A 23,869-nucleotide genomic window follows, 5' to 3' on the forward strand; every position below is an offset into this window, starting at 1 on the left:
GCTGATTGCACAAATAGTGCGCATGATTGACTTCGCGGTATCGAGACAACTCCGATGGCAAGTGGCACGTGGGTTGGGCTTGATCTCATTGCGCCCGGTCTACCACTCACAGCTGGGCTGCCTTGGCCGTGATGGGCGAGAAGCAGAGTCCACAGGCGCGGGCGCCACTTCGTCGCAAGATTGCGATAGTCGCCGCAATATCGGAACGGTGCGTCCGTCGGGATCATGGCCTACTGGGCCGGATCATCCGAGGGGATCCCGACCACCATGACAAACCAAGAACCGTTCGCCGCCGGCGCTGCTGAGACCGAAAGCACGCGGGGCGGAGTATCGCGCCGTTCGCTCCTGCTGACTGTCGGCGGAGCGGCTTCCATGGCGGTGGTGCCCCAGGTTACCGCGCAACCCGCATCCGAAAGCAAGCCCGCTGCATCGACGGCACGGGTTCGTCTGAACGTGAACGGAACGAGACAGGAGCTCGACTTGGATACGCGGCAATCCCTGCTCGACCTTCTGCGCGAAGATCTCGGTCTCACCGGTACGAAGAAGGGCTGCAATCAGGGCGCCTGCGGCGCTTGCACCATCCTGCTCAACGGCAGGCGGGTCGTGTCGTGTCTGACGCTGGCTGCGATGCACGACGGGGCCATTGTCGAGACGATCGAGGGTCTCGAGAAGAATGGTGAGCTTCATCCGCTCCAGAGCGCATTCGTCGAGCACGACGGCTTGCAGTGCGGCTTCTGTACCCCCGGGCAGATCATGTCGGCCGTCGGCTGCATCGCCGAAGGCCATGCGGGCTCGCCGGAGGACATTCGGTTCTGGATGAGCGGCAATATCTGTCGCTGCGGGGCGTATCCCGGGATCGTCGCCGCCGTTGCCGACGCCGCCAAGAGGGTCTGACCATGCTCCCGTTCACGATCGAGAAGGTGACCTCCATCGAGGCCGCCGTCGCCGCCGCATCCTCCGGAGGCCGCCTCATCGCCGGCGGCACGACATTGGTCGATCTCATGCGCGACGAGGTGGAGCAGCCACAGCAGCTCGTCGACATCAACGCGCTTCCGCTGTCCGGTATTCGCGTCGACCGGTCCGACCTCGTCATCGGCGCGCTCGCGCGGATGGCCGACATCGCCGCCCATTCCGATGTTCAGCGTCTTTATCCGCTGATCTCCGAGAGCCTGATCGAGGGCGCCTCGCCGCAACTGCGCAACATGGCCTCGATCGGCGGCAACCTGCTCCAGCGCGTGCGCTGCCCCTACTTTCGGATGCTCGACGCATCCTGCAACAAGCGCAGCCCTGGCTCGGGTTGCGCCGCACGCGACGGCCTGAATGCCGGTCACGCCATTCTCGGCACCAGCGATCACTGCGTGGCGACGCACCCCTCGGACGTTGCGGTCGCGCTGGTCGCGCTCGATGCCACTATGCGGGTCAGGGGGCCGAAGGGCGAGCGCACTTTCCCGGTCGAGGAGCTGTTTCGCTTGCCCGGCGACACTCCCCATCTCGAACACACGCTGCTGCCGGGCGAGCTCATCGTTGAAGTGCGGGTCCCCGGGGGCCCTGATAGCCGCCGGGCGCGCTATCTCAAGGTGCGCGACCGCGCGTCCTACGAATTTGCGCTGGTCTCCGCGGCAGCGGCGCTCGACGTCGTGGACGGCGTGATCCGCGGCGCGCGGCTCGCGGTTGGCGGGGTCGGCACCCGACCTTGGCGCATGCGCGCGGTGGAAGCGGCGCTGATCGGCAAGGTACCGGGCCGGCAGGTGTTTGAGGCGGCCGCCCGATCGGCGTTGGAAGGGGCCCGCCCGCTGTCCGGCAATCATTACAAACTCGAACTCCTGCCGCGGACGATCGTCCGCGCCTTCGAAATGACGGGAGGAATTGCATGACCATCAGCGTCATCGGACAGCCGCTGCCCCGCGTGGATGGCCGTGCCAAGGTCACGGGCTCCGCGCGGTACGCGGCCGATTTTAATCAGCCCGGCCAGGCCTATGCCGTGATCGTCAGCGCCACAATAGGGCTTGGACGAGTGACCGGCGTGGACAGCGCGGCGGTCGAGAAGATGCCGGGCGTTCTCGCCGTCCTCTCGCATCTCAACGCGCCACGCCTGGCGTACCGCCCGCACAAGAGCTACATCGATCCGGCGACGGGCGAGCGGCTGCATGTGCTGCAGGACGACCATGTGCGCTTCCACGGACAGCCGGTGGCGCTCGTCGTTGCCGCAACCATTGCGCAGGCGGAGCGCGCCGCCGCGGCGCTGCGCCTCACCTACAAGGCCGAGCGGCCAATCATCGATTCCGCAGGTCCCGAAGCCCGTCCCATCGTGCCCGAGGCTGGCAAACAGCCGGACGCCCGGCTGCCCGCCGACAAGGCGCGCGGAAGTGCGGATAAGGCCCTGGCCGACGCGCCGGTGAAGGTCGATGAGACCTATGACATCGCGCGCGAGAACCACAATCCGATGGAGCCGCATGCGACGATCGCCAGCTGGAACGGCGACCGCCTGACGCTTTGGAGCAAGAGCCAGTTCGTCGTCAACGAGCAGGCCGAGATCGCGGCGATCTTCGGTCTGTCGCCCGAAAAAGTGACGGTCATCTGCCCGTTCATCGGCGGGGCCTTCGGGACCTCGCTCAGAACCTGGCCCCATGTGACGCTCGCGGCCATGGCCGCCCGGCACGTGGGGCGCCCGGTGAAGCTCGTCCTGACGCGTAAGCAGATGTTCTTCACCACCGGACATCGGCCGCGCACGGTGCAGAGGATCGCTCTCGGCGCCACGGCGGACGGAACGCTCATCAGCGTAGTGCACGAAGGCACGGGCGAGACCAGTCGCTACGAAGAATTCATGGAAGCTCTGACCTCGGTCACGACGTTCCTCTACTCCTCGCCCAACGTGCGGACGCGCTACCGTCTGGTCCCGCTCGATACCGGAACGCCAAACCACATGCGTGGCCCTGGCGAGGCCAGCGGCGTTTTCGCGCTCGAATGCGCCATGGACGAGTTGGCTTATAAGCTCCGCCTGGATCCGATCGATCTGCGGCGCCGGAACGAGCCGGAGATCGACGAGGGAGAAAACAAGCCCTTCTCCAGCCGATCGCTGATGAAATGCTACGATCTCGGGGCCGAACGGTTCGGCTGGTCGCGCCGTACGCCCGAACCGCGCTCGATGCGCGACGGCCGCCTGCTGATCGGGATGGGAGTAGCCTCGGCAAGCTATCCGGCCTTTCACGCGCCGGCCACCGCGCGGGCGCGGCTGCTTCGGGACGGGACAGCCGAGGTCGAGATCGCGGCCAGCGACATGGGTCCGGGCACCTATACGTCGATGACGCAGGTCGCCGCCGAGACTCTCGGGCTCCCTGTCGAAAAGGTGCGCTTCAGCCTTGGTCGCTCCGATTATCCGCCTGCCCCATCCCACGGCGGCTCTTGGACCATGGCCTCGGTGGGCTCCGCGATCCGCGCTGCCTGCATCGCCGTGCGAGAACAGGCCGCGAAGAGCCGGAACGATCGGCCGATCGAAGCCACGGCGTCGTCTCAACGGGATCCCGAGGCTGCCGCCAGGTTCTCGATGCACTCGTTCGGCGCCGTCTTCGTCGAGGTCGCCGTCGATCCCGACGTCGGCACGATCCGCGTTCGCCGCGCGGTCGGCGCCTATGGCATCGGCCGCGTCGTCAACCCGCGTCTCGCCCACAGCCAATGCACCGGCGGCATGGTCGGCGGCATCGGTATGGCGCTGATGGAGCGCACCGTTCTCGACGCGCGCGACGGCCGGCCGGTCAACGCTCACATGGCCGACTACCTGATGCCCGTCAACCTGGACATTCCCCAGATCGAAGCGCACTTCGTCGAGGAGGCTGATCCGCACGTCAATGAACTCGGGGTCAAGGGTCTCGGCGAAATCGCCCTGGTCGGTATCGCCCCCGCGATCGCAAACGCCGTCTTTCATGCGACCGGCAAGCGCGTCCGCACCCTGCCGATCCGGATCGAAGACGTGCTGACCGCTTAGCGCTGTAAAGGGGGTGGCATACGCCACTCCTGGGCATGTGGTTGTGCTGCATCGAAGAGGCTGACGTACCCACCCTACTCCACCAGCAGCACGTCGACGGCGACACCGAGCTTCTGCTTGGGCGAGCCGACGATGATGCCGTCGACCGGCGAGACGTCGGAAAAATCGCGTCCCATTGCGAGCACGATGTGATCGTTGCCGATGAGGAGATCGTTGGTCGGATCGAGATCGATCCAGCCAAGCTCGGGTCCGCACCAGAGAGACACCCAGGCATGGGTGGCGTCGGCCCCTTGCAGCCGCGGCTGGCCCGGCGGCGGAATGGTGCGCAGATAGCCGCTGACATAGGCCGCCGGCAGGCCGAGCCCGCGCAGCCCGGCAATCATGACATGGGCAAAGTCCTGGCAGACGCCGTGACGCTTGTCGAAGACCTCGTCGAGCGGCGTCGAGATCACGGTCGCCTTCGGATCGTAGCGGAATTCGCCGCGGATGCGTCGCATCAGGTCGACGGCGCCGGCGAGGATGCCCGCGCCGGGCGGAAAGCTCATCCCCGCATAGGCGCTGACCGGGCGCAGCACCGGCACCAGGGGGCTGGCAAAGACATAACCGACCGGCGAGGACGGCCCGAGGCTGGTGGCTTCGAACGCGGTGTCGCGGACGCTCTCCCAGGGCGGGCTGACCGCATCTCGCGCCGGCGGTTTGCGCGACACCGAGACACGCGAGCGCGAGTCGATGCGCAGATTGCGATGCGCGGCTTCGATCGTCACGCTCTCGGTCAGCGTGCCGAAGAAGTCGCGCCGCACATTGCGCTCGGCCGGGCGCGGATGGATCTCGACCTCGTGCGAGATCAGTTCCTGGCCGCCGCCGCTTCTGGGCTCCAGCCGCAGCGTGCAGCGGGCGAAGCTGACGGGATTCTCGTACTCGTAGGTGGTGACGTGACGGATGTCGTAGATCACGCCAGCCCCGTCAGCTTTTCCGGCCGGCTGGCATTGGGACCGTGCGGGAAGTAGTGCTGCCCGATCGCCTCGCCGAGGCTGAGCAGATCCTGCTCCAGGGCGAACAGCGTCTTGACCTCGAGCTTCTCGGCCTCGGCGGTCGCGAGCATCGCCTGCATCGCCACGGCGAGACGCTGCGGTTTCTCGATCAGGCCATGCTCCTTCAGGCTCGGCAGCGCCGCAATGTGCTCGTTCAGCGTCGTCACCTGAAACGCCACCGAACGCGGATTGTAGCCGTCGAGCACCGCGAGGTCGCGCACCGGGGCCAGAATGGGCGCCAGCAGATAACGCGAGCGGTAGGTGATCTGGCAATCCACCAGCGTCAGCAGGATGTCGAGATCCTCGTCGCCGGCCTCGTCATAGGCGAACTGGCGGGTGAAGCGCGTGGTGTTGATGGCGCGCTCGATGCGGCGGCCGATGTCGAGGAAGCGCCAGCCCGCGGCGCGATTCATATTCTCCTGCGCGAGCCCTGCGAAGCTCGCCAGCTCCTGCAAGGTCAGCTCGGCGGCGCTCAGCACGCTGTCGTCGTCCTCCACCTCGATGGCGAGGCGCTCGGCCATCTCGGTGATCACCTGCCAGGCATCGGGCGACAGCCGCTCGCGCAAGGAGGTCGCCGTGCGCTGCGCCGCCCTCACCAGCGACAGGGCCGAGCCGAAACGCTCCGCGCCCTGCAGCGCTTCGGCGACGATACGCCCCGCGGCCGTGCGCGAGGATTGCGAGACCGCGCCCCAGGCGACAAGGAGGCGCTGGATGCGTTCGGCCGATTGCACCGAGGCCGCCGTGCCCTTGTTCGGCCCGCTCGGCGAGCCCAAGGCGCGCACCAGCCGCAGCGTCGCCTCGGCGCGCTCGAGATAGCGGCCGAGCCAGAACAGATTGTCGGCGGCGCGGCTGGGCAGCACGCCAGCGATGCGGCGGATGCGCACCTTGTCGGTCGCCGGCAGCAGCGTCGCGGTCGCGACCTGCTTGTCGGAGACGACCCAGACGTCGGCGGCGCGCGCGCCGTCGCCCATCGACACCGCGCGCGCGTCCGGCTGCTCGGCGATGCGGCAGAAGCCGCCGGGCATGATGGCCCAGCCGTCCGGCGTGGCGGCGGCGAACACGCGCAGCACGAAGGGGCGCGGCGTGAGCTGCCCGTGCTCCCACACCGGCATGGTCGAGAGCCGCACCACCTCCTGGCCGACATAGTCCATGCCGCGCGCGCTGATCGCATCGATCAGGCGCTGCCGTCCGCTGGCGTCGAGCTCGCTCGCGAGCACCGGACCATTGCTGTCGAAACCGGGAACGCCGCGCCGATAGGCGCCTTCGATCGCGACCTCGTCGAGCCGCGCCAGCACCTCGTCGCGCGCCACGCGCTGGCCGCACCACCAGGTCGCGATGTGCGGCATCTTCAGGTCTTCGCCGAGCAGGCGGCGGCTCAGGGCCGGCAGGAAGCCGAGCAGCGCCCGCGCCTCCAAAACGCCCGAGCCCGGCATGTTGGCGACGACGACGCCGTCCTTGCGCAGCACGTCGATCAGGCCGGGCACACCGAGCCGGGAGGAGGCATCGAGCTCGAGCGGGTCGAGCGAGTTGGAATCGACCCGGCGCAAGAGCACATCCAGCCGCTTCAGGCCGGCGACGGTGCGGATGTGGACGCGGTCGTCGCTGACCGCGAGATCGTCGCCCTCGACCAGCAGGAAGCCGAGATAGCGCGCCAGCGTCGCGTGCTCGAAATAGGTCTCGCTGAAGCTGCCGGGGGTGAGCACGCCGATCCTGGGCTCGTCGCGATCGGCGCGCGCGCGCAAGCTGTCGCGGAACGCCTCGAAGAACGGCGCGACGCGCGGCACGTTCATCGACTTGTAGAGATCGGAGAAGGCGCGCGACAGCACCAGGCGGTTCTCCAGCGCGTAGCCCGCACCCGATGGCGCCTGGGTGCGGTCGCCGAGCACCCACCAGCGGCCGTCGGGCCCGCGGCCGACATCGGCGGCATAGATCGAGAGATAACGTCCGCCGGGCGGCGGCACGCCGCAGACCGGACGGAGATATTCGGGACTGCCGGCGATCGCCGCGGCCGGGAGCGCGCCTTCGGCCACGAGGCGCCCCTCGCCATAAATGTCGCGCAGCACGCGCTCGAGCAGCTCGGCGCGCTGGGTGATGCCGGCGCAAAGCTGCTGCCAGTCGGCCTCGTCGATCAAAAGCGGCAGATGGCTGATCGACCAGGGCCGGTCGGCGCTATCGCCGGGCGCGCGGTAGGTGACGCCGGCCTCGCGGAGATGGCGATCGGCCATGCCGAAGCGACGCTCGATCTCGTCGGGCGCCAGCGCGCCGAAGGCGTCGAAGAAGCGGCTCCAGACCGCGCGCGGCGCACCGTCGGGCCCCAGAAACTCGTCGGGGATACCGGGCAGGCGGCTATAGTCGCGGACCCACTGCGCAATCCGCTGCTGGGCATTTGCCCTGCCCGCCTGGTCGTTGTCTTCGGCTGCGCCCTCGCCCATGGGCCTTTCCCTCCCCCACCATCATACTCATTGCAGGAGCGGGGTCCGCAAGTCGAGGGTCAGCGGAAATTCATTTGTGCGTTCCTCAGGCGGCGGCTGCATCGGACCCGGGGTGTGGCCGTGGTCCTGGAAGCGCGCCAGCCGCCGGGCCTCGGCCTCGTAGGTATTGACCGGCTTGGTGTCGTAGTTGCGCCCGCCAGGATGGGCGACGTGGTAGACGCAGCCGCCGAGCGAGCGGCCGTTCCAGGTATCGATCAGGTCAAAGGTCAGCGGCGCGTGCACGGGGATGGTCGGGTGCAGGCCGGAGGCCGGCTGCCAGGCCTTGAAGCGGACGGCAGCCACAGCCTCGCCGGAGCGGCCGGTCGGGGTCATCGGCAGGCGGCGGCCGTTGCAGGTGACGAAATGGCGGCCCTCGACGAAGCCTTCGGCCTTGACCTGGAGCCGCTCGACCGAGCTATCGACATAGCGCACGGTGCCGCCGGCCGAGCCCTCCTCGCCGAGCACGTGCCAGGGCTCCAGCGCCTGCCGCAGCTCCAGCGTCACGCCGCCATGGTGGATGCGGCCGAAAGCGGGGAAGCGGAATTCGAGCTGGGCCAGATACCATTCCGGCTCGAACGGATAGCCCGATTGCTTGAGCTCGCCGAGCACGTCGAGAAAATCTTCCCAGATGAAATGCGGCAGCATGAAGCGGTCGTGCAGCGCGGTGCCCCAGCGCACGAACTTGCCGCTCAGCGGCTCGCGCCAGAACTTTGCGATCAGCGCACGGATCAGGAGCTGCTGCGCCAGCGACATGCGTGGATCCGGCGGCATTTCGAGCGCGCGGAATTCGACGAGGCCGAGCCGGCCCGTCGTTCCTTCCGGCGAATAGAGCTTGTCGATGCAGATCTCGGCGCGGTGGGTGTTGCCGGTGATGTCGACCAATAGATGCCGGAACAGCCGGTCCACCAGCCAGAGCGGCGTCTGGTAGCTGGGCGGCGGCACGTGCGAGAGCGCGATCTCGAGCTCGTAGATGCTGTCGTGGCGCGCCTCGTCGATGCGCGGCGCCTGGCTGGTCGGGCCGATAAAAAGACCGGAGAAGAAATAGGACAGCGCCGGATGGCGCTGCCAATACAGCACCAGGCTCTTCAGAAGATCGGGCCGGCGCAGGAACGGCGAGTCCTGCGGTGAGGAGCCGCCGACCACGACGTGATTGCCGCCCCCGGTGCCGGTGTGACGGCCGTCGACCAAGAAACGGTTGGCGCCGAGGCGGACCTTGGCCGCATCCTCGTAGAGGCCGGTGGTGATCTCGACCGCATCGCGCCAGCTCTTGGCCGGCTGGATGTTGATCTCGATGACACCGGGGTCGGGCGTCACCTTGATCACCTCGATGCGCGGGTCGAACGGCGGCGGGTAACCCTCGACATGGACCGGAAGCTGCATCTCCTCGGCGGTGTCCTCGAGCGCCGAGATCAGCTCGAGATAATCCTCGATGCGCTCGACCGGCGGCATGAAGGCGCAGATTACGCCGTCGCGGACTTCGACCGACATCGCGGTGCGCACCGGAACGGAGGTGTTGAGCTGCTCGGGCGCCGCCCGCGGCGGGGATTCCGGACGCGCGGCGAGCGTGAACACCGGCAGCTTGTCCCGCGCCTCCATCGGGTCCTGCTCGACGATGTAGGGATATTGGTTGGGCGGGACGTAGCCGAGCGAGCCGATCGGCAGGCGCAAACCGAGAGGCGAATCGCCCGGCGTCAGGAACAGATGATTGCGCCGCAGCGGCCAGCGTTCGCTGCGCCAGCGCGGCGGCGCATTCCAGCGCTGGATCGGCAGCACGAAGCCGCGCGGCGTATTCAGACCCTGATCGAACACCCGCGCCATGCGTGCGCGGGCTTCGGGATCGGACAGCTTTGAATCGGTGGGATCGACATTGACCGGAAGCTCCGCTTCCTTCTGCAGCCAATAGGCGGGATCCTCATAGGCCGGCATGATGTAGCCGAGGTCGACGCCGAGCCGCGCCGCCGTGCCTTCCATGAAGGCCTCGGCATCCTTGACCTCCGGTCTCCTGGGATTCTCGATCCTGGCGATGAGGTCGGCGTTCTTCCAGATCGGCACGCCGTCCTTGCGCCAATAGAGGCCGAAGGCCCAGCGCGGCAGGCTCTCGCCCGGATACCATTTGCCCTGGCCGTAATGCAGCAGCCCGCCCGGCGCGAAGCGCGTGCGCAGGCGGCGGATCAGATCGTCGCCGAGCGCGCGCTTGGTCGGGCCGACGGCCTCCGTATTCCACTCGCCCGCCTCGAGATCGTCGACCGAGACGAAGGTCGGCTCGCCGCCCATGGTGAGGCGCACGTCCGCGCTGGCGAGATCGCCATCGACCTGCTCGCCGAGATCGTCGAGGCGCGCCCAGGATTCGTCGGAGAACGGCTTTGTGATGCGCGGCGCCTCGCGGATGCGCTTCACGCTCATGTCGAAGGAAAACTCGACCTCGGCAAAGCCGGCCCCGCCGGAGATCGGCGCCGCCGAACGGTAGTGCGGCGTGGCTGCGACCGGGATGTGCCCCTCGCCTGCGAGCATGCCCGAGGTCGCGTCGAATCCGATCCAGCCGGCGCCCGGCAGATAGACCTCGGCCCAGGCGTGCAGATCGGTAAAATCGTTCTCGACTTCCGGCGGCCCCTCGATCGGATCGATGTCGGGACGGATCTGGACCAGATAGCCCGAGACGAAGCGGGCGGCGAGCCCGAGATGGCGCAAGGTCTGGATCAAGAGCCAGGCGGAGTCGCGGCATGAGCCTGCGCCGGAGACAAGCGTCTCCTCCGGCGTCTGCACGCCCGGCTCCATGCGGATGATGTAACGGACCTTCTTCTGGATCTCGCGATTGAGGTCGACCAGGAAATTGACGGTGTTCGGGGCCTCGTGCGGGATGGTGTCGAGGAACTTGGCGAACAGGCGATCGGGCTTGATGGTCTCGAGATACGGCGCGAGCTCCGTCTTCAGATCCTTGGGATAGTCGAACGGGAAGCTGTCGGCATAGGGCTCGACGAAGAAGTCGAACGGGTTGACCACCGTCATCTGCGCCGTGAAGTCGACCTCGAATTTCAGCTCGGTGGTCTTCTCCGGAAAGACGTAGCGCGCCAGCCAGTTGCCCTGCGGGTCCTGCTGCCAGTTCACGAAATGATTGGAAGGCGTGACCTTGAGCGAATAGCTCAGGATCGGCGTGCGCGTATGCGGCGCCGGCCGCAGCCGTATCGTCTGCGGGCCAAGGTCGATCGGGCGGTCGTATTTGTAGTGCGTGACGTGGTGTAGCGCGACGTAGATCGACACGGGATGCGGTGCTCCAGCAGCTTTTTTGAGCAGAACACCTGAGGTCAACGCGATCAAGCACTAACAACGGGCACGGGGTGCCTAGGTAAGGTGCGGGGCGGGTGATGGTGGTTGTTATTGGGCCGCGCCGGCGAGGCTCTTCCCTTCTCCCCTTGTGGGAGAAGGTGGCGCGAAGCGCCGGATGAGGGGTCTCTCTCAACCCGCAAAACCGCTCGTGAGGATAGAGACCCCTCACCCGGCTTCGCTTTCAGCGAAGCCACCCTCTCCCACAAGGGGAGAGGGTTTGAAAGCCCTACGCCGCCGAGGTCAGCCTTTGCAGGAATTGGGTCACTTCGCGGCGGAGCGTCTCGACTTCGCCGTGGACGCGTTCGGAGGCGTGGTTGACGCGTGCAGCGACGCGGCCGGTGTCGGCGGCGGCTTCGCTGATGCCCGTCACGTTGGAGGAGACCTGCGAGGTGCCGGTTGAGGCTTCGTGAACGTTGCGGGCGATCTCGCGCGTTGCGGCGCCCTGCTGCTCGATCGAGGCTGCAATCGAGGCGGTGATGCCGTTGATCTCGGCGATGGTCTGCGCGATCGCTTCGACGGCGGCGACCGAATTGGTGGTCGATTGCTGCATCTCGCCAACCTTGGCGCTGATCTCTTCGGTCGCCTTCGCGGTCTGTTTGGCGAGGCTCTTGACCTCGGAGGCCACCACCGCGAAACCGCGGCCGGCGTCGCCCGCACGGGCCGCCTCGATGGTGGCGTTGAGCGCGAGCAGGTTGGTCTGGGAGGCGATCTCGCTGATAAGCTTGACGACGTCGCCGATCTGCATCGCGGCGTCCGCAAGGCTCCGGATCTCGCTGCCGGCGCGATTGGCTTCGTTCACCGCCCGTCCCGTGCTCGCGGTCGAGCCGGCGACCTGGCGATTGATCTCGGCGATCGACGATGCGAGCTGCTCGGCGGCGCTGGCGACAGTGGCGACGTTGCGCGAGGCCTGGTCGGATGCGGAGAGCACGCCGGAGGTTTGCAGGCTGGTCTTCTCCGCCGCCGCCGCCATCTGGCCGGCATCGGATTCGAGATCGGTCGCGGCGCCCATCAGCGTGCCCGCAACCTGATCGAGATGCGTGCCGAACCGCCTGGCGAGGTCCGCGATCTCGACGACGCGGCGGCCGAGACTGTCGGTGCCGGCATTGATGACGGTCGCCGAGCGGCGGAACGAGCCGGGCAATCCGCGCGCCAGGATCTTGCGGAAATACTTGCCGCGGCTGGCATACTCCATCGACGCCGAAGCTTCCCGCTGGAACGCATCGGTAATGTCGAGCATGTCGTTGACCGATCTCTGGATGGCGCCGATGCGCCCGGCCTGCCGCTCACTGAGGATGCGCGCCTCGAGATCGCCGCCCGCCGCCTTGCGGCACACAGCGGCGACCTCGTCGACGGCAACCGCGGTGCGGTGCTGGCACCAGACGGCATAGCCGGAGAGCGCGATCGTCGCGCCGAGAGAAGCGGCACTCGCGATCCCAGTCATGCCGAGAAGCGAGAGAACGAACGCAAGGACGGCAAGACCACACGCGAGCGCGGTTGCTCCCTGCGCCTTAGAGAGAGAGCACAAATTCATCGTAACCGACACCCTGTTGCTTGAGCAGCCCGACCATCGCCTCGAAGCTCGCCTGCATGCCCTCCTTGGCATTGGCATGCCGCGCCTCCTCAGTGCACAGCGTCTTGTAGATCGGCTTGATGCGCTCGATCTGCGCGGGATCCGGCTTGCGACGGTTGGAGTGATAGCCGACGATGTTGCCGCGCTCGTCGAATGTCGGCGTGACGTGGGCGAATACCCAATAGTGACTGCCGTCCTTCGCCAGGTTGACGACGTAGGCGAAGATCTCCTGCTTGGACTGCAGCGTGTCCCAGAGCAGCTTGAAGACGGCGCGCGGCATGTCGGGATGGCGGATCAGGCTGTGGGGCGCGCCCATCAGCTCCTTCCACGAGTACTTCGCCATGCGGATGAAGACGTCGTTGGCGTAGGTGATGCGGCCTTTGAGATCGGTCTTCGATACGATCAGCTCCTCCTCACCGAGGAGATTTTCCACCCCAGTGGGACGTATCGCTTGCATCGGCTCGATCCTCAAATCACGCCGGCCCCACCACGCTGTGAAGCCGCATCGCCTCCTGTCTACGGCAACAGTGTTAACCAGGTGTAAGCCGGGAACTTTTTGCGGCAGGCGCCCACCTCCGTATCATTACTTAGCGAACGGCCGTTGCATTTCGGATCGCCACACGCGCTCCGATTCCGGTTGCGATCATCGGATACCGGCGGCGCTTGATTGGGTTGCGCGGCGATGCTCGCGCGACTACATCGTCGCGCCGAGCACCCAGGGCGCGAACTCGGCGCCGCCGAAATCGAAGCTCTCGCTCTTGGTCGGCTGGCCCGAGGCGGTCTTGAGGATGAGATCGAAGATGCGCTGGCCGCATTGTTCGACGCTCTCCTCGCCTTCGAGGATGGTGCCGCAATTGACGTCCATGTCCTCTTCCATGCGCCTGTACATGGGCGTGTTGGTGGCGAGCTTGATCGACGGCGCCGGCTTGCAGCCGAACACACTGCCGCGGCCCGTGGTGAAGCAGACGAGGTTGGCACCTCCTGCGACCTGCCCGGTCGCGGCCACGGGGTCGTAGCCGGGCGTGTCCATGAACACGAACCCCTTCTTGGTGACGGGCTCGGCGTAGCGCAGCACCTCGACGAGATTGGTGGTGCCGGCCTTCGCCATCGCGCCGAGCGACTTCTCCAGAATGGTGGTAAGGCCGCCGGCCTTGTTGCCGGGGCTCGGATTGGCGTTCATCTCGGCGCCTTCGCGCGCGGTGTACTCGTCCCACCAGCGCATCAGGTCGACCAGCTTCTCGCCGACCTCGCGGCTGACGGCGCGGCGCGTCAAGAGATGCTCGGCGCCGTAGGTCTCCGGCGTCTCCGACAGGATCACGGTGCCACCGTGACGCACGATGAGGTCGCTGGCTGCGCCGAGCGCAGGATTGGCCGATACGCCGGAATAGCCGTCCGAGCCGCCACATTGCAGCGCCACGGTGAGCTCGCTCGCCGGCACCGTCTCGCGCTGGACCTTGTTGGCATCGGCGAGCGCCTCGCGCACGAAGGCGATGCCGGCTTCGACCGTCTTGCGGGTGCCGCCGACCTCTTGGATATCCATCGCGCGCAGGCGGCCGGCAAGCTTCTGCTCTTCCATCAGGCCGCCGATCTGGTTCACCTCGCAGCCGAGACCGAGCACGATAACGTGGGAGAAATTGACGTGCCGGGCATAGCCGCCGAGGGTGCGGCGGAGCAATGCAAGCGGCTCGTTCTGCGTCATGCCGCAGCCGGTCTTGTGGGTCAGCGCGACCACGCCGTCGACGTTGGGGAAATCGGCGAGCGGATTGTCGCCGGTGAAGGGATTCTTCTTGAAGACGTCGGCGACGAGGCTCGCGACATGCGCACTGCAATTCACCGAGGTGAGGATGCCGATATAATTGCGCGTGGCGACGCGGCCGTCCGGACGGCGGATGCCTTCGAACGTCGCCGGCAGGTCGAAGTTCGGCGTCGGCTTGACGTCGGCGCAATAGGCATAGTCCTTGGCGAAATCACCCATGCCGCAATTCTGCACGTGCACGTGCTGGCCCGGCGCGATCGCTTGCGTGGCAAAGCCGATGATCTGACCGTAGCGCCTGATCGGCTCGCCTTCGGCGATCGGCTTGATCGCGACCTTGTGGCCGGAGGGAATGCGATCGACCGCGGTCACGCCGTCGGCCACCAATGTGCCCGGCGGCAAGCTCGCGCGCGCGATCACCACGCCATCATCGGGATGCAGGCGGATGACGGGGCTGATGGTCATGGGAGTCTCCTTCGGAGGCGAATAGCGAATAGCGAATGGCGAGTGGCGAATGGAAAAGGGAGTAGCCCTATTCGCTACTCCCCATTCGCCATTCGCAAGCTTCTCAGGCCTTGCCGCCCGAATCCTTGCGGGTCGCGTTCACCTGCATCTTGGCGTAGGTCGTCATCAGGCCGACTTCGTTGGACAGTGTCACCAGCTTGAAGCCCATGTTGATGGCGCGCGCTGCGCCTTCGGCGCCGCTGCAATGGATGCCCGGGTTGAGGCCGCGCTTGCCGCATTCCTTGATGATCTTCTCGTAGATCGCGAGAATCTCGGGCTCGCTGCGGTCGAGCTTGGGCTCGAGGCCGTAGGAGAAGCCGAGATCGGACGGGCCGATATAGACGCCGTCGATGCCTTCGACGTCGAGGATCGCTTCCATGTTCTCGACTGCGGTCCGCGTCTCCATCATCGGCAGCAGCACGATCTCGTCGTTGGCCGTCTTCTGATAAGAGCCCGCGGTGCCGTACATGCCAGCGCGGATCGGACCGTTGGAGCGCACGCCCTTGGGCGGATATTTCGAATACGAGACCAGGTTCCGGGCTTCCTGCGGCGTGTTGACCATCGGGCAGATCACGCCATAGGCGCCGCCATCGAGCACCTTGCCGATGATGCCGGGCTCGTTCCAGGGCACGCGGACCATCGGGGTGATCGGATGCTTGTCCATGGCCTGGAAGCACTGCACCATCGAGAGATAGTCCTGCACGCCGTGCTGCATGTCGACCGTGACGCTGTCGAAGCCGCATTGCGCGATCATCTCGGCCGAGAAGCCGGAGGGGATGGCGAGCCACGCGTTGACGACCGCCTTGCCCGACTTCCAGATCTCTTTGACTTTATTGGCCACGTTGCCTTTCCTTCCCTGTTGCTCTCACTCGCCGCGGATCGGGTTCGGCCGCACTTTGAGCGAAAAAAAGCGCGAATGTCCATGGCTCTCGCCGCGCACGCACGCATATCTGGTTTCACTCCCCGGCTATTGTCTCGTCCGCGCCGCCGAGCCCCGCAAGGCTCCGTTCGAGCTCGCCGAGCATCTCCTGCAATTCGGCGAGCTTGCGTGCGCCGAAGCGCCGCGTGATTTCGGCATAGATCGCTTCCGACGTCGGCGCGACCGACGCCATCAGCTTGAGCCCCTCCTTCGAGATCGAGACCATGCTGCGGCGCTGGTCGGCTTTCGCCGTCTTGCGCTCGATCAGGTTGCGCGCCTCGAGGTCTCGCAGGATGCGCGACAGGCTCGGCCCGAGCAGGAACGCGGTGCGCGCGAGTTCCGTGACCTCGACCGCCTCGATCGCCGCCAGCGCCCGCAGGATGCGCCATTGCTGCTCGGTCAGGCCGTGCTCGCGCAGCGAGGGACGAAACTGCCGCATCACCGCTTCCCGGGCCCGCAGCAGCGACATCGGCAGCGAGCGAGAGAAATCGCGCATCGGCACCTGGCGCGCAGCCGGCGGGTGACCATTGGCGGGATCGGCGGATTTCTTGGTCATGACGCCCTTTCAAGCCGCAAAACGTTTGCAGTGCAGCAAGCCGAATTTGTGTTTGACGCATTCACTTAACATGTTAAGTATCTCGCGGCACCACGATTTGTAAGATCACAAATGGCGCTTTCCAACGACGATATCCAAGCTTGCGCGAGGCGTCTGCACCAGGCGGAGAAGACCCGCACGCAGATCCGCCAGCTCTCGCAAGATTTCCCGGACATCAGCATCTCGGATGCGTACGCGATTCAGAAGGCCTGGGTCGACGCCAAGATCGCCGAGGGGCGCGTGGTCAAAGGCCACAAGATCGGCCTGACCTCGAAGGCGATGCAGAGTGCGCTTGGCATCGACGAGCCGGATTCCGGCGTGCTGCTCGACGACATGTTCTTCGCCGATGGAGGTTTGGTGCCGACCGAGCGCTTCATCGCGACGCGCGTCGAGGCCGAGCTCGCCTTCGTCATGAGCAAGCGCCTTTCTGGGCCCGACTGCACGCTATTCGACGTGCTCAACGCCACCGACTTCGTGGTGCCGGCGCTGGAGATTTTGGATACACGGATCGAGCGCGTCGATCCCAAGACCAAGGCGACGCGAAAGATCTTCGACACCATCGCCGACAATGCGGCGAATGCCGGCATCGTGCTCGGGGGGCGGCCGATCCGCCCGCTGGATGCTGACCTGCGCTGGATCGGAGCGCTGTGCTTCAAGAACGGCCAGCTGGAAGAGACCGGCCTTGCCGCCGGCGTGCTCAACCATCCCGCCACCGCCGTCGCCTGGCTCGCCAACAAGATCGCCCCGCTTGGGCTGGCGCTGGAGCCGGGCCAGGTCGTGCTCGCCGGCTCGATCATCCGTCCGATCGAGACCCGCAAGGGCGACACAATCCAGGCTGATTATGGCGCCTATGGCTCGGTCAGCTGCTACTTCGCCTGAAGACAGGGAGTGAAACCGCGATGCCGCATTTCACCATCGAATATTCGGCCAATCTCGACGGCCGCCTCGACATCGCCGCGGTGTGCGAGGTCGTGCGCAAGGCAGCTAGCGAGACCGGTATCTTCCCGCTCGGCGGCATCCGCGTTCGTGCCATCCGCTGCGAGCACTATGCGATTGCGGATGCAAAGCAGGATTACGGCTTTCTCGACATGGTGCTGCGCATCGGCGAGGGCCGCGACCTGCCTACCCGCCAGAAGGCCGGCGAGCACGTCTTCCAGGCGCTCTCAAGACATCTCGATCCCGTCTTCGCCGCCAGCAAGTTCGCCCTGTCGTTCGACATGCAGATCAACGACAAGGACACCAGCTGGAAGCGCAACAACATTCACGACGCCCTGAAAGCGGAGGCCGCTCATGGATAAGCCCACGCCGAAAGCCGATCTGTTCCAGGCCAACCGTGACCGCCTCGCGCCGCTTTTGAAGACTCTGCGCGCGGACGGCATCGGTCACATGATCGACGGAAAGACCGTCGCCTCGATCTCCGGCGAGACGTTCGAGACCAGGTCGCCGGTCGATGGTGCCGTGCTCGCCAGTGTCGCGCGGGGCAAGGCCGAGGATATCGACGCGGCGGCGACTGCGGCTGCGCTCGCCTTCAAGTCCTGGCGCGACATGGGTCCGGCCATGCGGAAGAAGCTGCTGCATCGGGTGGCCGACGCCATCGAGGACAACGCCGACGACATCGCCGTGCTCGAATGCATCGACACCGGCCAGGCCTATCGCTTCATGGCCAAGGCCGCGATCCGCGCCGCCGAGAATTTCCGCTTCTTCGCCGACAAATGCGCTGAGGCGCGCGACGGCCTCAACACGCCGAGCGACGAGCATTGGAACGTCTCCACGCGGGTGCCGATCGGCCCGGTCGGCGTGATCACGCCATGGAATACGCCATTCATGCTCTCGACCTGGAAAATCGCCCCGGCGCTTGCGGCCGGCTGCACGGTCGTGCACAAGCCGGCCGAATGGTCGCCGGTGACGGCCTCCATTCTCGCCAGGCTCGTCAAGGAAGCCGGCGTCCCCGACGGCGTGCTCAACACCGTGCACGGTTTCGGCGAGGAAGCGGGCAAGGCGCTGACCGAGCATCCCGCCATCAAGGCAATCGGCTTCGTCGGCGAGAGCGCGACCGGCTCGGCCATCATGATGCAGGGCGCGCCCACGCTGAAACGCGTGCATTTCGAACTCGGCGGCAAGAATCCGGTGATCGTGTTCGACGATGCCGATCTCGACCGCGCGCTCGATGCCGTCGTGTTCATGATCTACTCGCTCAACGGCGAGCGCTGCACCTCTTCCAGCCGCCTGCTGATCCAGCAGAGCATCGCGAAAGAATTCGTGGAGAAGCTGACGGCGCGGGTGAAGGCGCTCAAGGTCGGCCATCCCCTCGATCCCGCCACCGAGATCGGCCCGCTGATCCACGAGCGGCACTTGGCAAAGGTCTGCTCGTATTTCGACGTGGCGCGCCAGGACGGCGCGACGATCGCGGTCGGCGGCAAGGCCTATGACGGGCCCGGCGGCGGGCATTATGTCGAGCCGACACTGGTGACCGGGGCGCACGGCAAGATGCGGGTGGCGCAGGAGGAGGTGTTCGGGCCGTTCCTCACCGTGCTGCCGTTCCGCGACGAGGCGGACGCGGTCGAGATCGCCAACGACATCCGTTACGGTCTGACCGGCTATGTCTGGACCAATGACATGGGACGCGCGCTGCGCGTTGCCGATGCGCTGGAGGCCGGCATGATCTGGCTGAACTCGGAGAATGTCCGCCACCTGCCGACGCCGTTCGGCGGCATGAAGGCTTCAGGCATCGGGCGCGACGGCGGCGATTATTCGTTCGACTTCTACATGGAAACCAAGCACGTCTCGCTGGCGCGGGGCACGCACAAGATTCAGAAGCTGGGAATCTAGCGGCGGTGTCATTCCGGGGCGGCTCGAAGGGCCGAACCCGGAATCCATCGAGCAGCAGAGTTGGTGGATGAATGGATTCCGGGTTCGTGCTTCGCACGCCCCGGAATGACGAAGCCGAGAGAGGGGAAACGCACATGCCGGTACCGCAACACGTCTTCGAGCCGCCGTTCAACATCATTCGCTCGAGCCACGTCGTGCTCGACGTCACCGATTTGAAGCTGAGCCGCGAGTTCTACGAAAGCATGGTCGGCCTGCATGTCGAGGACGCGGACGACGAGGTCGTGTACCTGCGCGCGGCCGAGGAGCACCAGCATCACTCCCTGGTGCTACGGAAAGCCGCCGCGCCGGCTTGCGCCCGGCTCGGCTTCAAGGTCGGCAACGACAAAGATCTCGACAAGGCCGCCGCGTTCCTGTCCGAGAACGGCCTCGCCTACGCCTTCGTCGACCAGCCGTTCCAGGGCCGCACGCTGCAATTCACCGATCCCTTTGGCTTTAGAATCGAGCTCTACGCGGCGATGGAGCGGCGGCCGCATCTCTTGCGTCGCTACGACCTCTATCGGGGCTGCCACCCGCAGCGGCTCGACCATTTCAACGTCTTCGCCGCCGAAGTGCAGGACACCATGGAATTCTACGCCCGGCTCGGCTTTCGCCTCACCGAATATGCCGAGGAGGACGGGCCGGACGGGCGCATCGCCGCGGCCTGGATGCATCGCAAGGGCAATGTCCACGATTTCGCCATCACCAACGGCAAGGGTCCGCGGCTGCACCATTTCGCCTATTGGACGCCGACGGCGATGAACATCATCCATCTCTGCGACGTCATGGCTTCGCGGGGCTTCGTGAAGAACATCGAACGCGGTCCGGGACGCCACGGCATCTCGAACGCGTTCTTCCTCTATGTGCGCGATCCCGACGGACACCGCCTCGAGCTCTACACCAGCGATTATTTCACCGGGGACCACGACCACGAGCCGCTGCGCTGGTCGCTGCGCGATCCGCGCCGTCAGACGCTGTGGGGCGCCCCTGCCCCGCGTTCCTGGTTCGAGCAGGGCTCGCCGTTCACGGGGCAGGCCGTGCGCGAGCCGAAATTCGTGGCCGATGTGCTGGTGGCGGATTGATGAAGCTGCCTCGTCTCGCCACCTATTCCGTCAAGGGTGATGTCAGCTATGGCGCCGTCCTGGAGGGCGGCATCGTCGATCTCTCCGCGCGTCACGCCAGAGACTATCCCACGCTGCGCGAGGTGATCGCTGCGGGCAAGCTGATCAGCTTTGCCGAAGAGGCCGCTGGCCGCAAACCGGATCACGCGCTCACTGAGATCACCTGGCTGCCGCCGGTCCCGGCGCCGGAGAAGATCATCTGCATCGGCGTCAACTATCCCGACCGCAATGCCGAGTACAAGGACGGCCAGGAGGCGCCGAAATATCCGAGCATGTTCATGCGCTCGCCCCGCTCCTTCGTCGGCCACGACACGCCGCTGGTGCGCCCGCGCGCCTCCGCGCAGCTCGACTATGAGGGCGAGATCGTGCTGGTGATCGGCAAGCCAGGCCGGCATATCCCCGAAAGCACAGCGCTCGATCACATCGCGGCGCTGACACTGTGCAACGAGGGCTCGGTGCGCGACTGGCTGCGCCACGCCAAGTTCAACGTGACGCAAGGCAAGAACTTCGATTCCAGCGGCAGCCTCGGCCCGTGGCTCGTGCCCTACACGCGGGAATCGCAGGTCGCCGACATCAGGCTCACCACGCATGTCAACGGCGAGCTCAGACAGGATGATCGCACCAGCCGGCTGATGTTTTCGTTCCGCTATCTCCTGAACTATATCTCGACCTTCGCAACCCTCGTCCCCGGCGATATCATCGTCACGGGCACGCCGACCGGCGCGGGTGCGCGGTTCGATCCGCCGCGATATCTGAAGCCCGGCGACATCGTCGAGGTCGAGGCCGAGGGGATCGGACGCTTGCGCAACGGCGTGGTCGACGAAGCCTGAACAACAAGCGAAATGGAATAGCCAAATGACCAGCCTCACCGGCGGCGAAGCGATCGTAAGCGGGCTTGTCGCCCACGGCGTCGACACCGTGTTCGGCCTGCCCGGCGCGCAGGTCTACGGCCTGTTCGACGCCTTCCACCAGGCCCAGCTCAAGGTGATCGGCGCGCGGCACGAGCAGGCCTGCGGCTACATGGCATTCGGCTATGCGCGCTCCAGCGGCCGGCCCGGCGTGTTCAGCGTGGTACCCGGCCCGGGCGTGCTCAATGCCAGCGCGGCGCTGCTCACCGCGTTCGGCTGCAACGAGCCGGTGCTGTGCGTCACCGGCCAGGTGCCGACTTCGTTCCTGGGCAAGGGTCGCGGCCATCTGCATGAGATGCCGGACCAGCTCGCAACCTTGCGCACCTATGTGAAATGGGCCGAGCGCATCGAATATCCCGGCAATGCGCCGACGATCGTGGCACGCGCGTTCCAGGAGATGATGTCGGGACGGCGCGGCCCCGCCTCGGTCGAGATGCCCTGGGACGTCTTCACGCAGCGCGCGGCAACAGTGCCTGCGCAGGTGCTGGAGCCGCTGCCGGCGCCGCAGCCCGATCCTGATATGATCAAGCAGGCCGCCGCGCTCATCAGGACCAGCAAGGCGCCGATGATTTTCGTCGGCAGCGGCGCGATCGAAGCGGGTGAGGAGATCCTCGAACTCGCCGAGATGATCGATGCGCCCGTGGTCGCCTTCCGTAGCGGCCGCGGCATCGTCTCCAATGCGCACGAGCTCGGGCTCACCATGGCCGCGGCCTACAGGCTGTGGCCGAACACCGATCTCATGATCGGCATCGGCACGCGGCTGGAGCTGCCGACCATGTCGCGCTGGCCGTACCGGCCCGCTGGCCTGAAGAGCATCCGCATCGACATCGATCCGGTCGAGATGCGGCGGTTCTCGTCCGACACTGCGATCGTCGCCGACGCCAGGGCCGCGACCCGCGATCTCGCTGCCGCCGTGGGCAAGGCCGGCTACAGCAAGACCTCCGGACGGCGCGGCACGATCCGCGAGGCCACCGCGGCCGCGCAAGCCGAGATCCAGCGGGTCCAGCCGCAGATGGCCTATCTCAACATCCTGCGCGAGGTACTGCCGGCGAACGCGATCGTCACCGACGAACTATCGCAGGTCGGCTTCGCCTCCTGGTACGGCTTTCCGGTGTACCAGCCGCGCACCTTCATCACCTCGGGCTACCAGGGCACGCTCGGCTCGGGTTTCCCGACCGCGCTCGGCGCCAAGGTCGCCAATCCCGACAAGCCGGTGGTGGCCATCACCGGGGACGGCGGCTTCATGTTCGGCGTGCAGGAGCTTGCCACCGCCGTGCAGTTCAACATCGGCGTGGTGACGCTGGTGTTCAACAACAACGCCTACGGCAATGTCCGCCGCGACCAACGCCAGCATTTCGATGGCCGCGTAGTGGCGTCCGACCTCGTCAATCCGGATTTCGTAAAGCTCGCGGCGTCCTTTGGCGTGACTGCTGCGCGCGTCACCGCGCCGGAGCAGTTCAAGGCGGCGATGGAGAAGGCGCTTGGCCACGGCGGGCCGGTGCTGATTTCCGTCGAGGTGCCCAGGGATTCCGAAGTCAGCCCGTGGGCCTTCATTCACCCGCCGAAGCCTTGAGGCCGGACCTTCCCTGCAGCCGCGCGGCTGCAATCACCAGCAGACCGGCGCCTGCGACCGACCAGCAGGCGACCGGCGCCCAGTGCAGCAGCGGCGCGTATTCCGGCATCTTCTGCAGGCCGCCGGCAACCGCCGCCATCCGCGCGAAGGTGCCGAGGGCAAGCGCGGAGAAGACGAGGCCCGTGACCTTGCCTTCCGCGCCGGTCGAGCCGATCGCGAGCGCAGCCGAGACCGCGCTCATCAGCATGCAGCCCCAGGCAGCTCCGGCGAGAAATTGCGCGGCGATCAGCATGTTGAGATTGCCGGCGAACTCGGCCGCCGCAATCGCCACCGCACCGAACAGGCCGGCGGCGCCCATCACGACGAGGCCGCCGCGATGCTTGACGACGAGGCTTGCCGGAAACATCGCGATGTTGAAGCCGATCCAGAACACCGGCATCAGCCATTGCAGGTCGCCGGGAGCTGCAAAGCGCAGATAGAACGGTGCGCTGTTCATGGCAAAGTGCAGCTGGTAGCCGAGTGCGAGCGCGACCATCGCGACGATGAAGGCGATCGGGACGAGACCGAGCGGCTCTGCCGCTTCGTCCGGTGTGGGCGGAACGGTGTCGCGCGCCACGTCGTGCTCGATCCTGGACAGCCCGAGCGCGGTCAGGAGCAGCACCACGCTGGAGATCACGAACGGCAACCGCGCATCGTGCTCGCGCAGCACCACGCCGAGATAGGGCGAGAGCGCGCCGGCGACGCCGTAGCCGAGCATGGTCAGCGCGGCGAGGAACGGCACCTGCGGCTTGGCGCGGTACTTGCCGAGCAAGGTCAGCGGCGGCGCCCGCAACGCGGAGGACGTGATCGACCAGACCACGATCAGCGCGATGAACCAGCCCTGCGCCGCCGCACCGGCTCCGGCAACGAACGGAAGCGCGACGAAGGCGCCGCAGGAGATCGCGGTCACGAGGGCGACGAACAGGCCGAGCCTGCCGACATGGGGCGCGAGCTTGTCGGCGGCGATTCCCATCGCGGTGTCCGCAATGGTGAAGATCGCCTGATCCAGCATCAGGATGAGGATCACGGCGGACGGCGCGATGCCGACCTCTGCGGCCAGCTTTGGCAGGTAGACAACGTAGGTCGTCCAGCCCAGCGTGAACACCAATTGCAGGCCTGCGAGATAAAGCCCCGTGCGGTTCGCCGTGCCCGTGCCGGTCGAGTTCTGTGTGGTGGTCATGTCGCCGCCTCCCCGCCCGAAGCTTAGACGAGCG

The 23,869-nt window shown here is 66.4% G+C and carries 18 protein-coding genes; 9 read left to right on the forward strand and 9 right to left on the reverse strand.

Features of this window, described 5'->3' with window-relative positions; all coding sequences use genetic code 11:
- The first annotated feature begins 372 nt into the window (after positions 1–372).
- The 3 genes from I6F24_RS02095 to I6F24_RS02105 are packed head-to-tail and all read left to right on the forward strand — an operon-like array spanning position 373 to position 3,982.
- Positions 373–894 carry a (2Fe-2S)-binding protein gene (locus I6F24_RS02095; RefSeq protein WP_085968940.1) on the forward strand — a complete coding sequence of 174 codons (522 nt, stop codon included), beginning with the start codon at positions 373–375 and terminating at the stop codon, positions 892–894.
- 2 nt (positions 895–896) lie between these two features.
- Positions 897–1,874 carry a xanthine dehydrogenase family protein subunit M gene (locus I6F24_RS02100; protein ID WP_036006148.1) on the forward strand — a complete coding sequence of 326 codons (978 nt, stop codon included), beginning with the start codon at positions 897–899 and terminating at the stop codon, positions 1,872–1,874.
- Positions 1,871–3,982, forward strand: a complete 2,112-nt coding sequence (locus tag I6F24_RS02105) for a xanthine dehydrogenase family protein molybdopterin-binding subunit (RefSeq protein ID WP_036006150.1) — start codon at positions 1,871–1,873, stop codon at positions 3,980–3,982. Before I6F24_RS02100 ends, I6F24_RS02105 begins: the two co-directional genes overlap by 4 nt.
- 74 nt (positions 3,983–4,056) lie before the next feature.
- Here the strand turns inward: I6F24_RS02105 and I6F24_RS02110 are convergent, their stop codons facing one another.
- The 8 genes from I6F24_RS02110 to hpaR all read right to left on the reverse strand — a co-directional run bounded on the left by I6F24_RS02110 (position 4,057) and on the right by hpaR (position 16,110).
- Positions 4,057–4,935: a transglutaminase family protein gene (locus tag I6F24_RS02110; protein ID WP_225149900.1), complete on the reverse strand. Its 879-nt coding sequence runs from the start codon at positions 4,933–4,935 to the stop codon at positions 4,057–4,059.
- Complete coding sequence (locus I6F24_RS02115; protein WP_109144443.1) at positions 4,932–7,445, reverse strand: circularly permuted type 2 ATP-grasp protein; 2,514 nt, start codon at positions 7,443–7,445, stop codon at positions 4,932–4,934. Before I6F24_RS02115 ends, I6F24_RS02110 begins: the two co-directional genes overlap by 4 nt.
- A gap of 27 nt (positions 7,446–7,472) precedes the next feature.
- Positions 7,473–10,742, reverse strand: coding sequence for a transglutaminase family protein (locus tag I6F24_RS02120; RefSeq protein WP_225149901.1), 3,270 nt, complete (start codon positions 10,740–10,742; stop codon positions 7,473–7,475).
- Between the two features lie 292 nt (positions 10,743–11,034).
- The gene (locus I6F24_RS02125; protein WP_225149902.1) at positions 11,035–12,339 is read right to left on the reverse strand and encodes a methyl-accepting chemotaxis protein; all 1,305 of its coding nucleotides are present in this window, start codon (positions 12,337–12,339) and stop codon (positions 11,035–11,037) included.
- Positions 12,317–12,835, reverse strand: a complete 519-nt coding sequence (locus I6F24_RS02130; protein ID WP_036006163.1) for a PAS domain-containing protein — start codon at positions 12,833–12,835, stop codon at positions 12,317–12,319. The genes I6F24_RS02125 and I6F24_RS02130 overlap by 23 nt, the downstream gene beginning before the upstream one ends.
- A 237-nt stretch (positions 12,836–13,072) precedes the next feature.
- On the reverse strand, positions 13,073–14,596 hold the full coding sequence (locus I6F24_RS02135; RefSeq protein WP_225149903.1) for an altronate dehydratase family protein: 1,524 nt from the start codon (positions 14,594–14,596) through the stop codon (positions 13,073–13,075).
- A gap of 103 nt (positions 14,597–14,699) precedes the next feature.
- Positions 14,700–15,476 carry an aldolase/citrate lyase family protein gene (locus I6F24_RS02140; RefSeq protein WP_061020197.1) on the reverse strand — a complete coding sequence of 259 codons (777 nt, stop codon included), beginning with the start codon at positions 15,474–15,476 and terminating at the stop codon, positions 14,700–14,702.
- Positions 15,477–15,591: 115 nt separating this feature from the next.
- A complete protein-coding gene (gene hpaR / locus I6F24_RS02145; protein ID WP_225149904.1) occupies positions 15,592–16,110 on the reverse strand; it encodes a homoprotocatechuate degradation operon regulator HpaR in 519 nt (172 codons plus the stop codon).
- A gap of 111 nt (positions 16,111–16,221) precedes the next feature.
- Here hpaR and hpaH point away from each other — a divergent pair, with 111 nt between their 5' ends.
- The 6 genes from hpaH to I6F24_RS02175 all read left to right on the forward strand — a co-directional run bounded on the left by hpaH (position 16,222) and on the right by I6F24_RS02175 (position 22,616).
- Positions 16,222–17,028, forward strand: a complete 807-nt coding sequence (hpaH, locus tag I6F24_RS02150) for a 2-oxo-hept-4-ene-1,7-dioate hydratase (RefSeq protein WP_225149905.1) — start codon at positions 16,222–16,224, stop codon at positions 17,026–17,028.
- A 20-nt stretch (positions 17,029–17,048) separates the two neighbouring features.
- Positions 17,049–17,447 (forward strand): 5-carboxymethyl-2-hydroxymuconate Delta-isomerase, encoded by a 399-nt coding sequence (locus I6F24_RS02155; RefSeq protein ID WP_036023039.1) that lies wholly within the window; start codon positions 17,049–17,051, stop codon positions 17,445–17,447.
- The gene (gene hpaE, locus I6F24_RS02160; RefSeq protein WP_036023037.1) at positions 17,440–18,978 is read left to right on the forward strand and encodes a 5-carboxymethyl-2-hydroxymuconate semialdehyde dehydrogenase; all 1,539 of its coding nucleotides are present in this window, start codon (positions 17,440–17,442) and stop codon (positions 18,976–18,978) included. Before I6F24_RS02155 ends, hpaE begins: the two co-directional genes overlap by 8 nt.
- Positions 18,979–19,112: 134 nt before the next feature.
- Positions 19,113–20,096, forward strand: a complete 984-nt coding sequence (gene hpaD, locus I6F24_RS02165) for a 3,4-dihydroxyphenylacetate 2,3-dioxygenase (RefSeq protein ID WP_036023035.1) — start codon at positions 19,113–19,115, stop codon at positions 20,094–20,096.
- Positions 20,096–20,965 carry a fumarylacetoacetate hydrolase family protein gene (locus tag I6F24_RS02170; protein WP_036023034.1) on the forward strand — a complete coding sequence of 290 codons (870 nt, stop codon included), beginning with the start codon at positions 20,096–20,098 and terminating at the stop codon, positions 20,963–20,965. The genes hpaD and I6F24_RS02170 overlap by 1 nt, the downstream gene beginning before the upstream one ends.
- A gap of 25 nt (positions 20,966–20,990) precedes the next feature.
- Positions 20,991–22,616, forward strand: coding sequence for a thiamine pyrophosphate-dependent enzyme (locus tag I6F24_RS02175; RefSeq protein ID WP_036023033.1), 1,626 nt, complete (start codon positions 20,991–20,993; stop codon positions 22,614–22,616).
- Here I6F24_RS02175 and I6F24_RS02180 read toward each other — a convergent pair.
- Positions 22,594–23,835, reverse strand: a complete 1,242-nt coding sequence (locus I6F24_RS02180) for an MFS transporter (protein WP_036023032.1) — start codon at positions 23,833–23,835, stop codon at positions 22,594–22,596. The genes I6F24_RS02175 and I6F24_RS02180 overlap by 23 nt on opposite strands.
- Positions 23,836–23,869 lie beyond the last annotated feature (34 nt).

The sequence above is a fragment of the Bradyrhizobium sp. BRP23 genome, assembly GCF_020194135.1.
Classification (GTDB): domain Bacteria; phylum Pseudomonadota; class Alphaproteobacteria; order Rhizobiales; family Xanthobacteraceae; genus Bradyrhizobium; species Bradyrhizobium yuanmingense.

Coding starts and splice junctions, on each gene's coding strand:
- I6F24_RS02135 (WP_225149903.1), bottom strand. CDS start 14,596: ATGACCATCAGCCCCGTCATCCGCCTGCATCCCGATGATGGCGTGGTG.
- I6F24_RS02125 (WP_225149902.1), bottom strand. CDS start 12,339: ATGAATTTGTGCTCTCTCTCTAAGGCGCAGGGAGCAACCGCGCTCGCG.
- I6F24_RS02175 (WP_036023033.1), top strand. CDS start 20,991: ATGACCAGCCTCACCGGCGGCGAAGCGATCGTAAGCGGGCTTGTCGCC.
- I6F24_RS02155 (WP_036023039.1), top strand. CDS start 17,049: ATGCCGCATTTCACCATCGAATATTCGGCCAATCTCGACGGCCGCCTC.
- I6F24_RS02095 (WP_085968940.1), top strand. CDS start 373: ATGGCGGTGGTGCCCCAGGTTACCGCGCAACCCGCATCCGAAAGCAAG.
- hpaR (WP_225149904.1), bottom strand. CDS start 16,110: ATGACCAAGAAATCCGCCGATCCCGCCAATGGTCACCCGCCGGCTGCG.
- I6F24_RS02115 (WP_109144443.1), bottom strand. CDS start 7,445: ATGGGCGAGGGCGCAGCCGAAGACAACGACCAGGCGGGCAGGGCAAAT.
- I6F24_RS02100 (WP_036006148.1), top strand. CDS start 897: ATGCTCCCGTTCACGATCGAGAAGGTGACCTCCATCGAGGCCGCCGTC.
- I6F24_RS02170 (WP_036023034.1), top strand. CDS start 20,096: ATGAAGCTGCCTCGTCTCGCCACCTATTCCGTCAAGGGTGATGTCAGC.
- I6F24_RS02180 (WP_036023032.1), bottom strand. CDS start 23,835: ATGACCACCACACAGAACTCGACCGGCACGGGCACGGCGAACCGCACG.
- hpaH (WP_225149905.1), top strand. CDS start 16,222: ATGGCGCTTTCCAACGACGATATCCAAGCTTGCGCGAGGCGTCTGCAC.
- I6F24_RS02130 (WP_036006163.1), bottom strand. CDS start 12,835: ATGCAAGCGATACGTCCCACTGGGGTGGAAAATCTCCTCGGTGAGGAG.
- hpaD (WP_036023035.1), top strand. CDS start 19,113: ATGCCGGTACCGCAACACGTCTTCGAGCCGCCGTTCAACATCATTCGC.
- hpaE (WP_036023037.1), top strand. CDS start 17,440: ATGGATAAGCCCACGCCGAAAGCCGATCTGTTCCAGGCCAACCGTGAC.
- I6F24_RS02105 (WP_036006150.1), top strand. CDS start 1,871: ATGACCATCAGCGTCATCGGACAGCCGCTGCCCCGCGTGGATGGCCGT.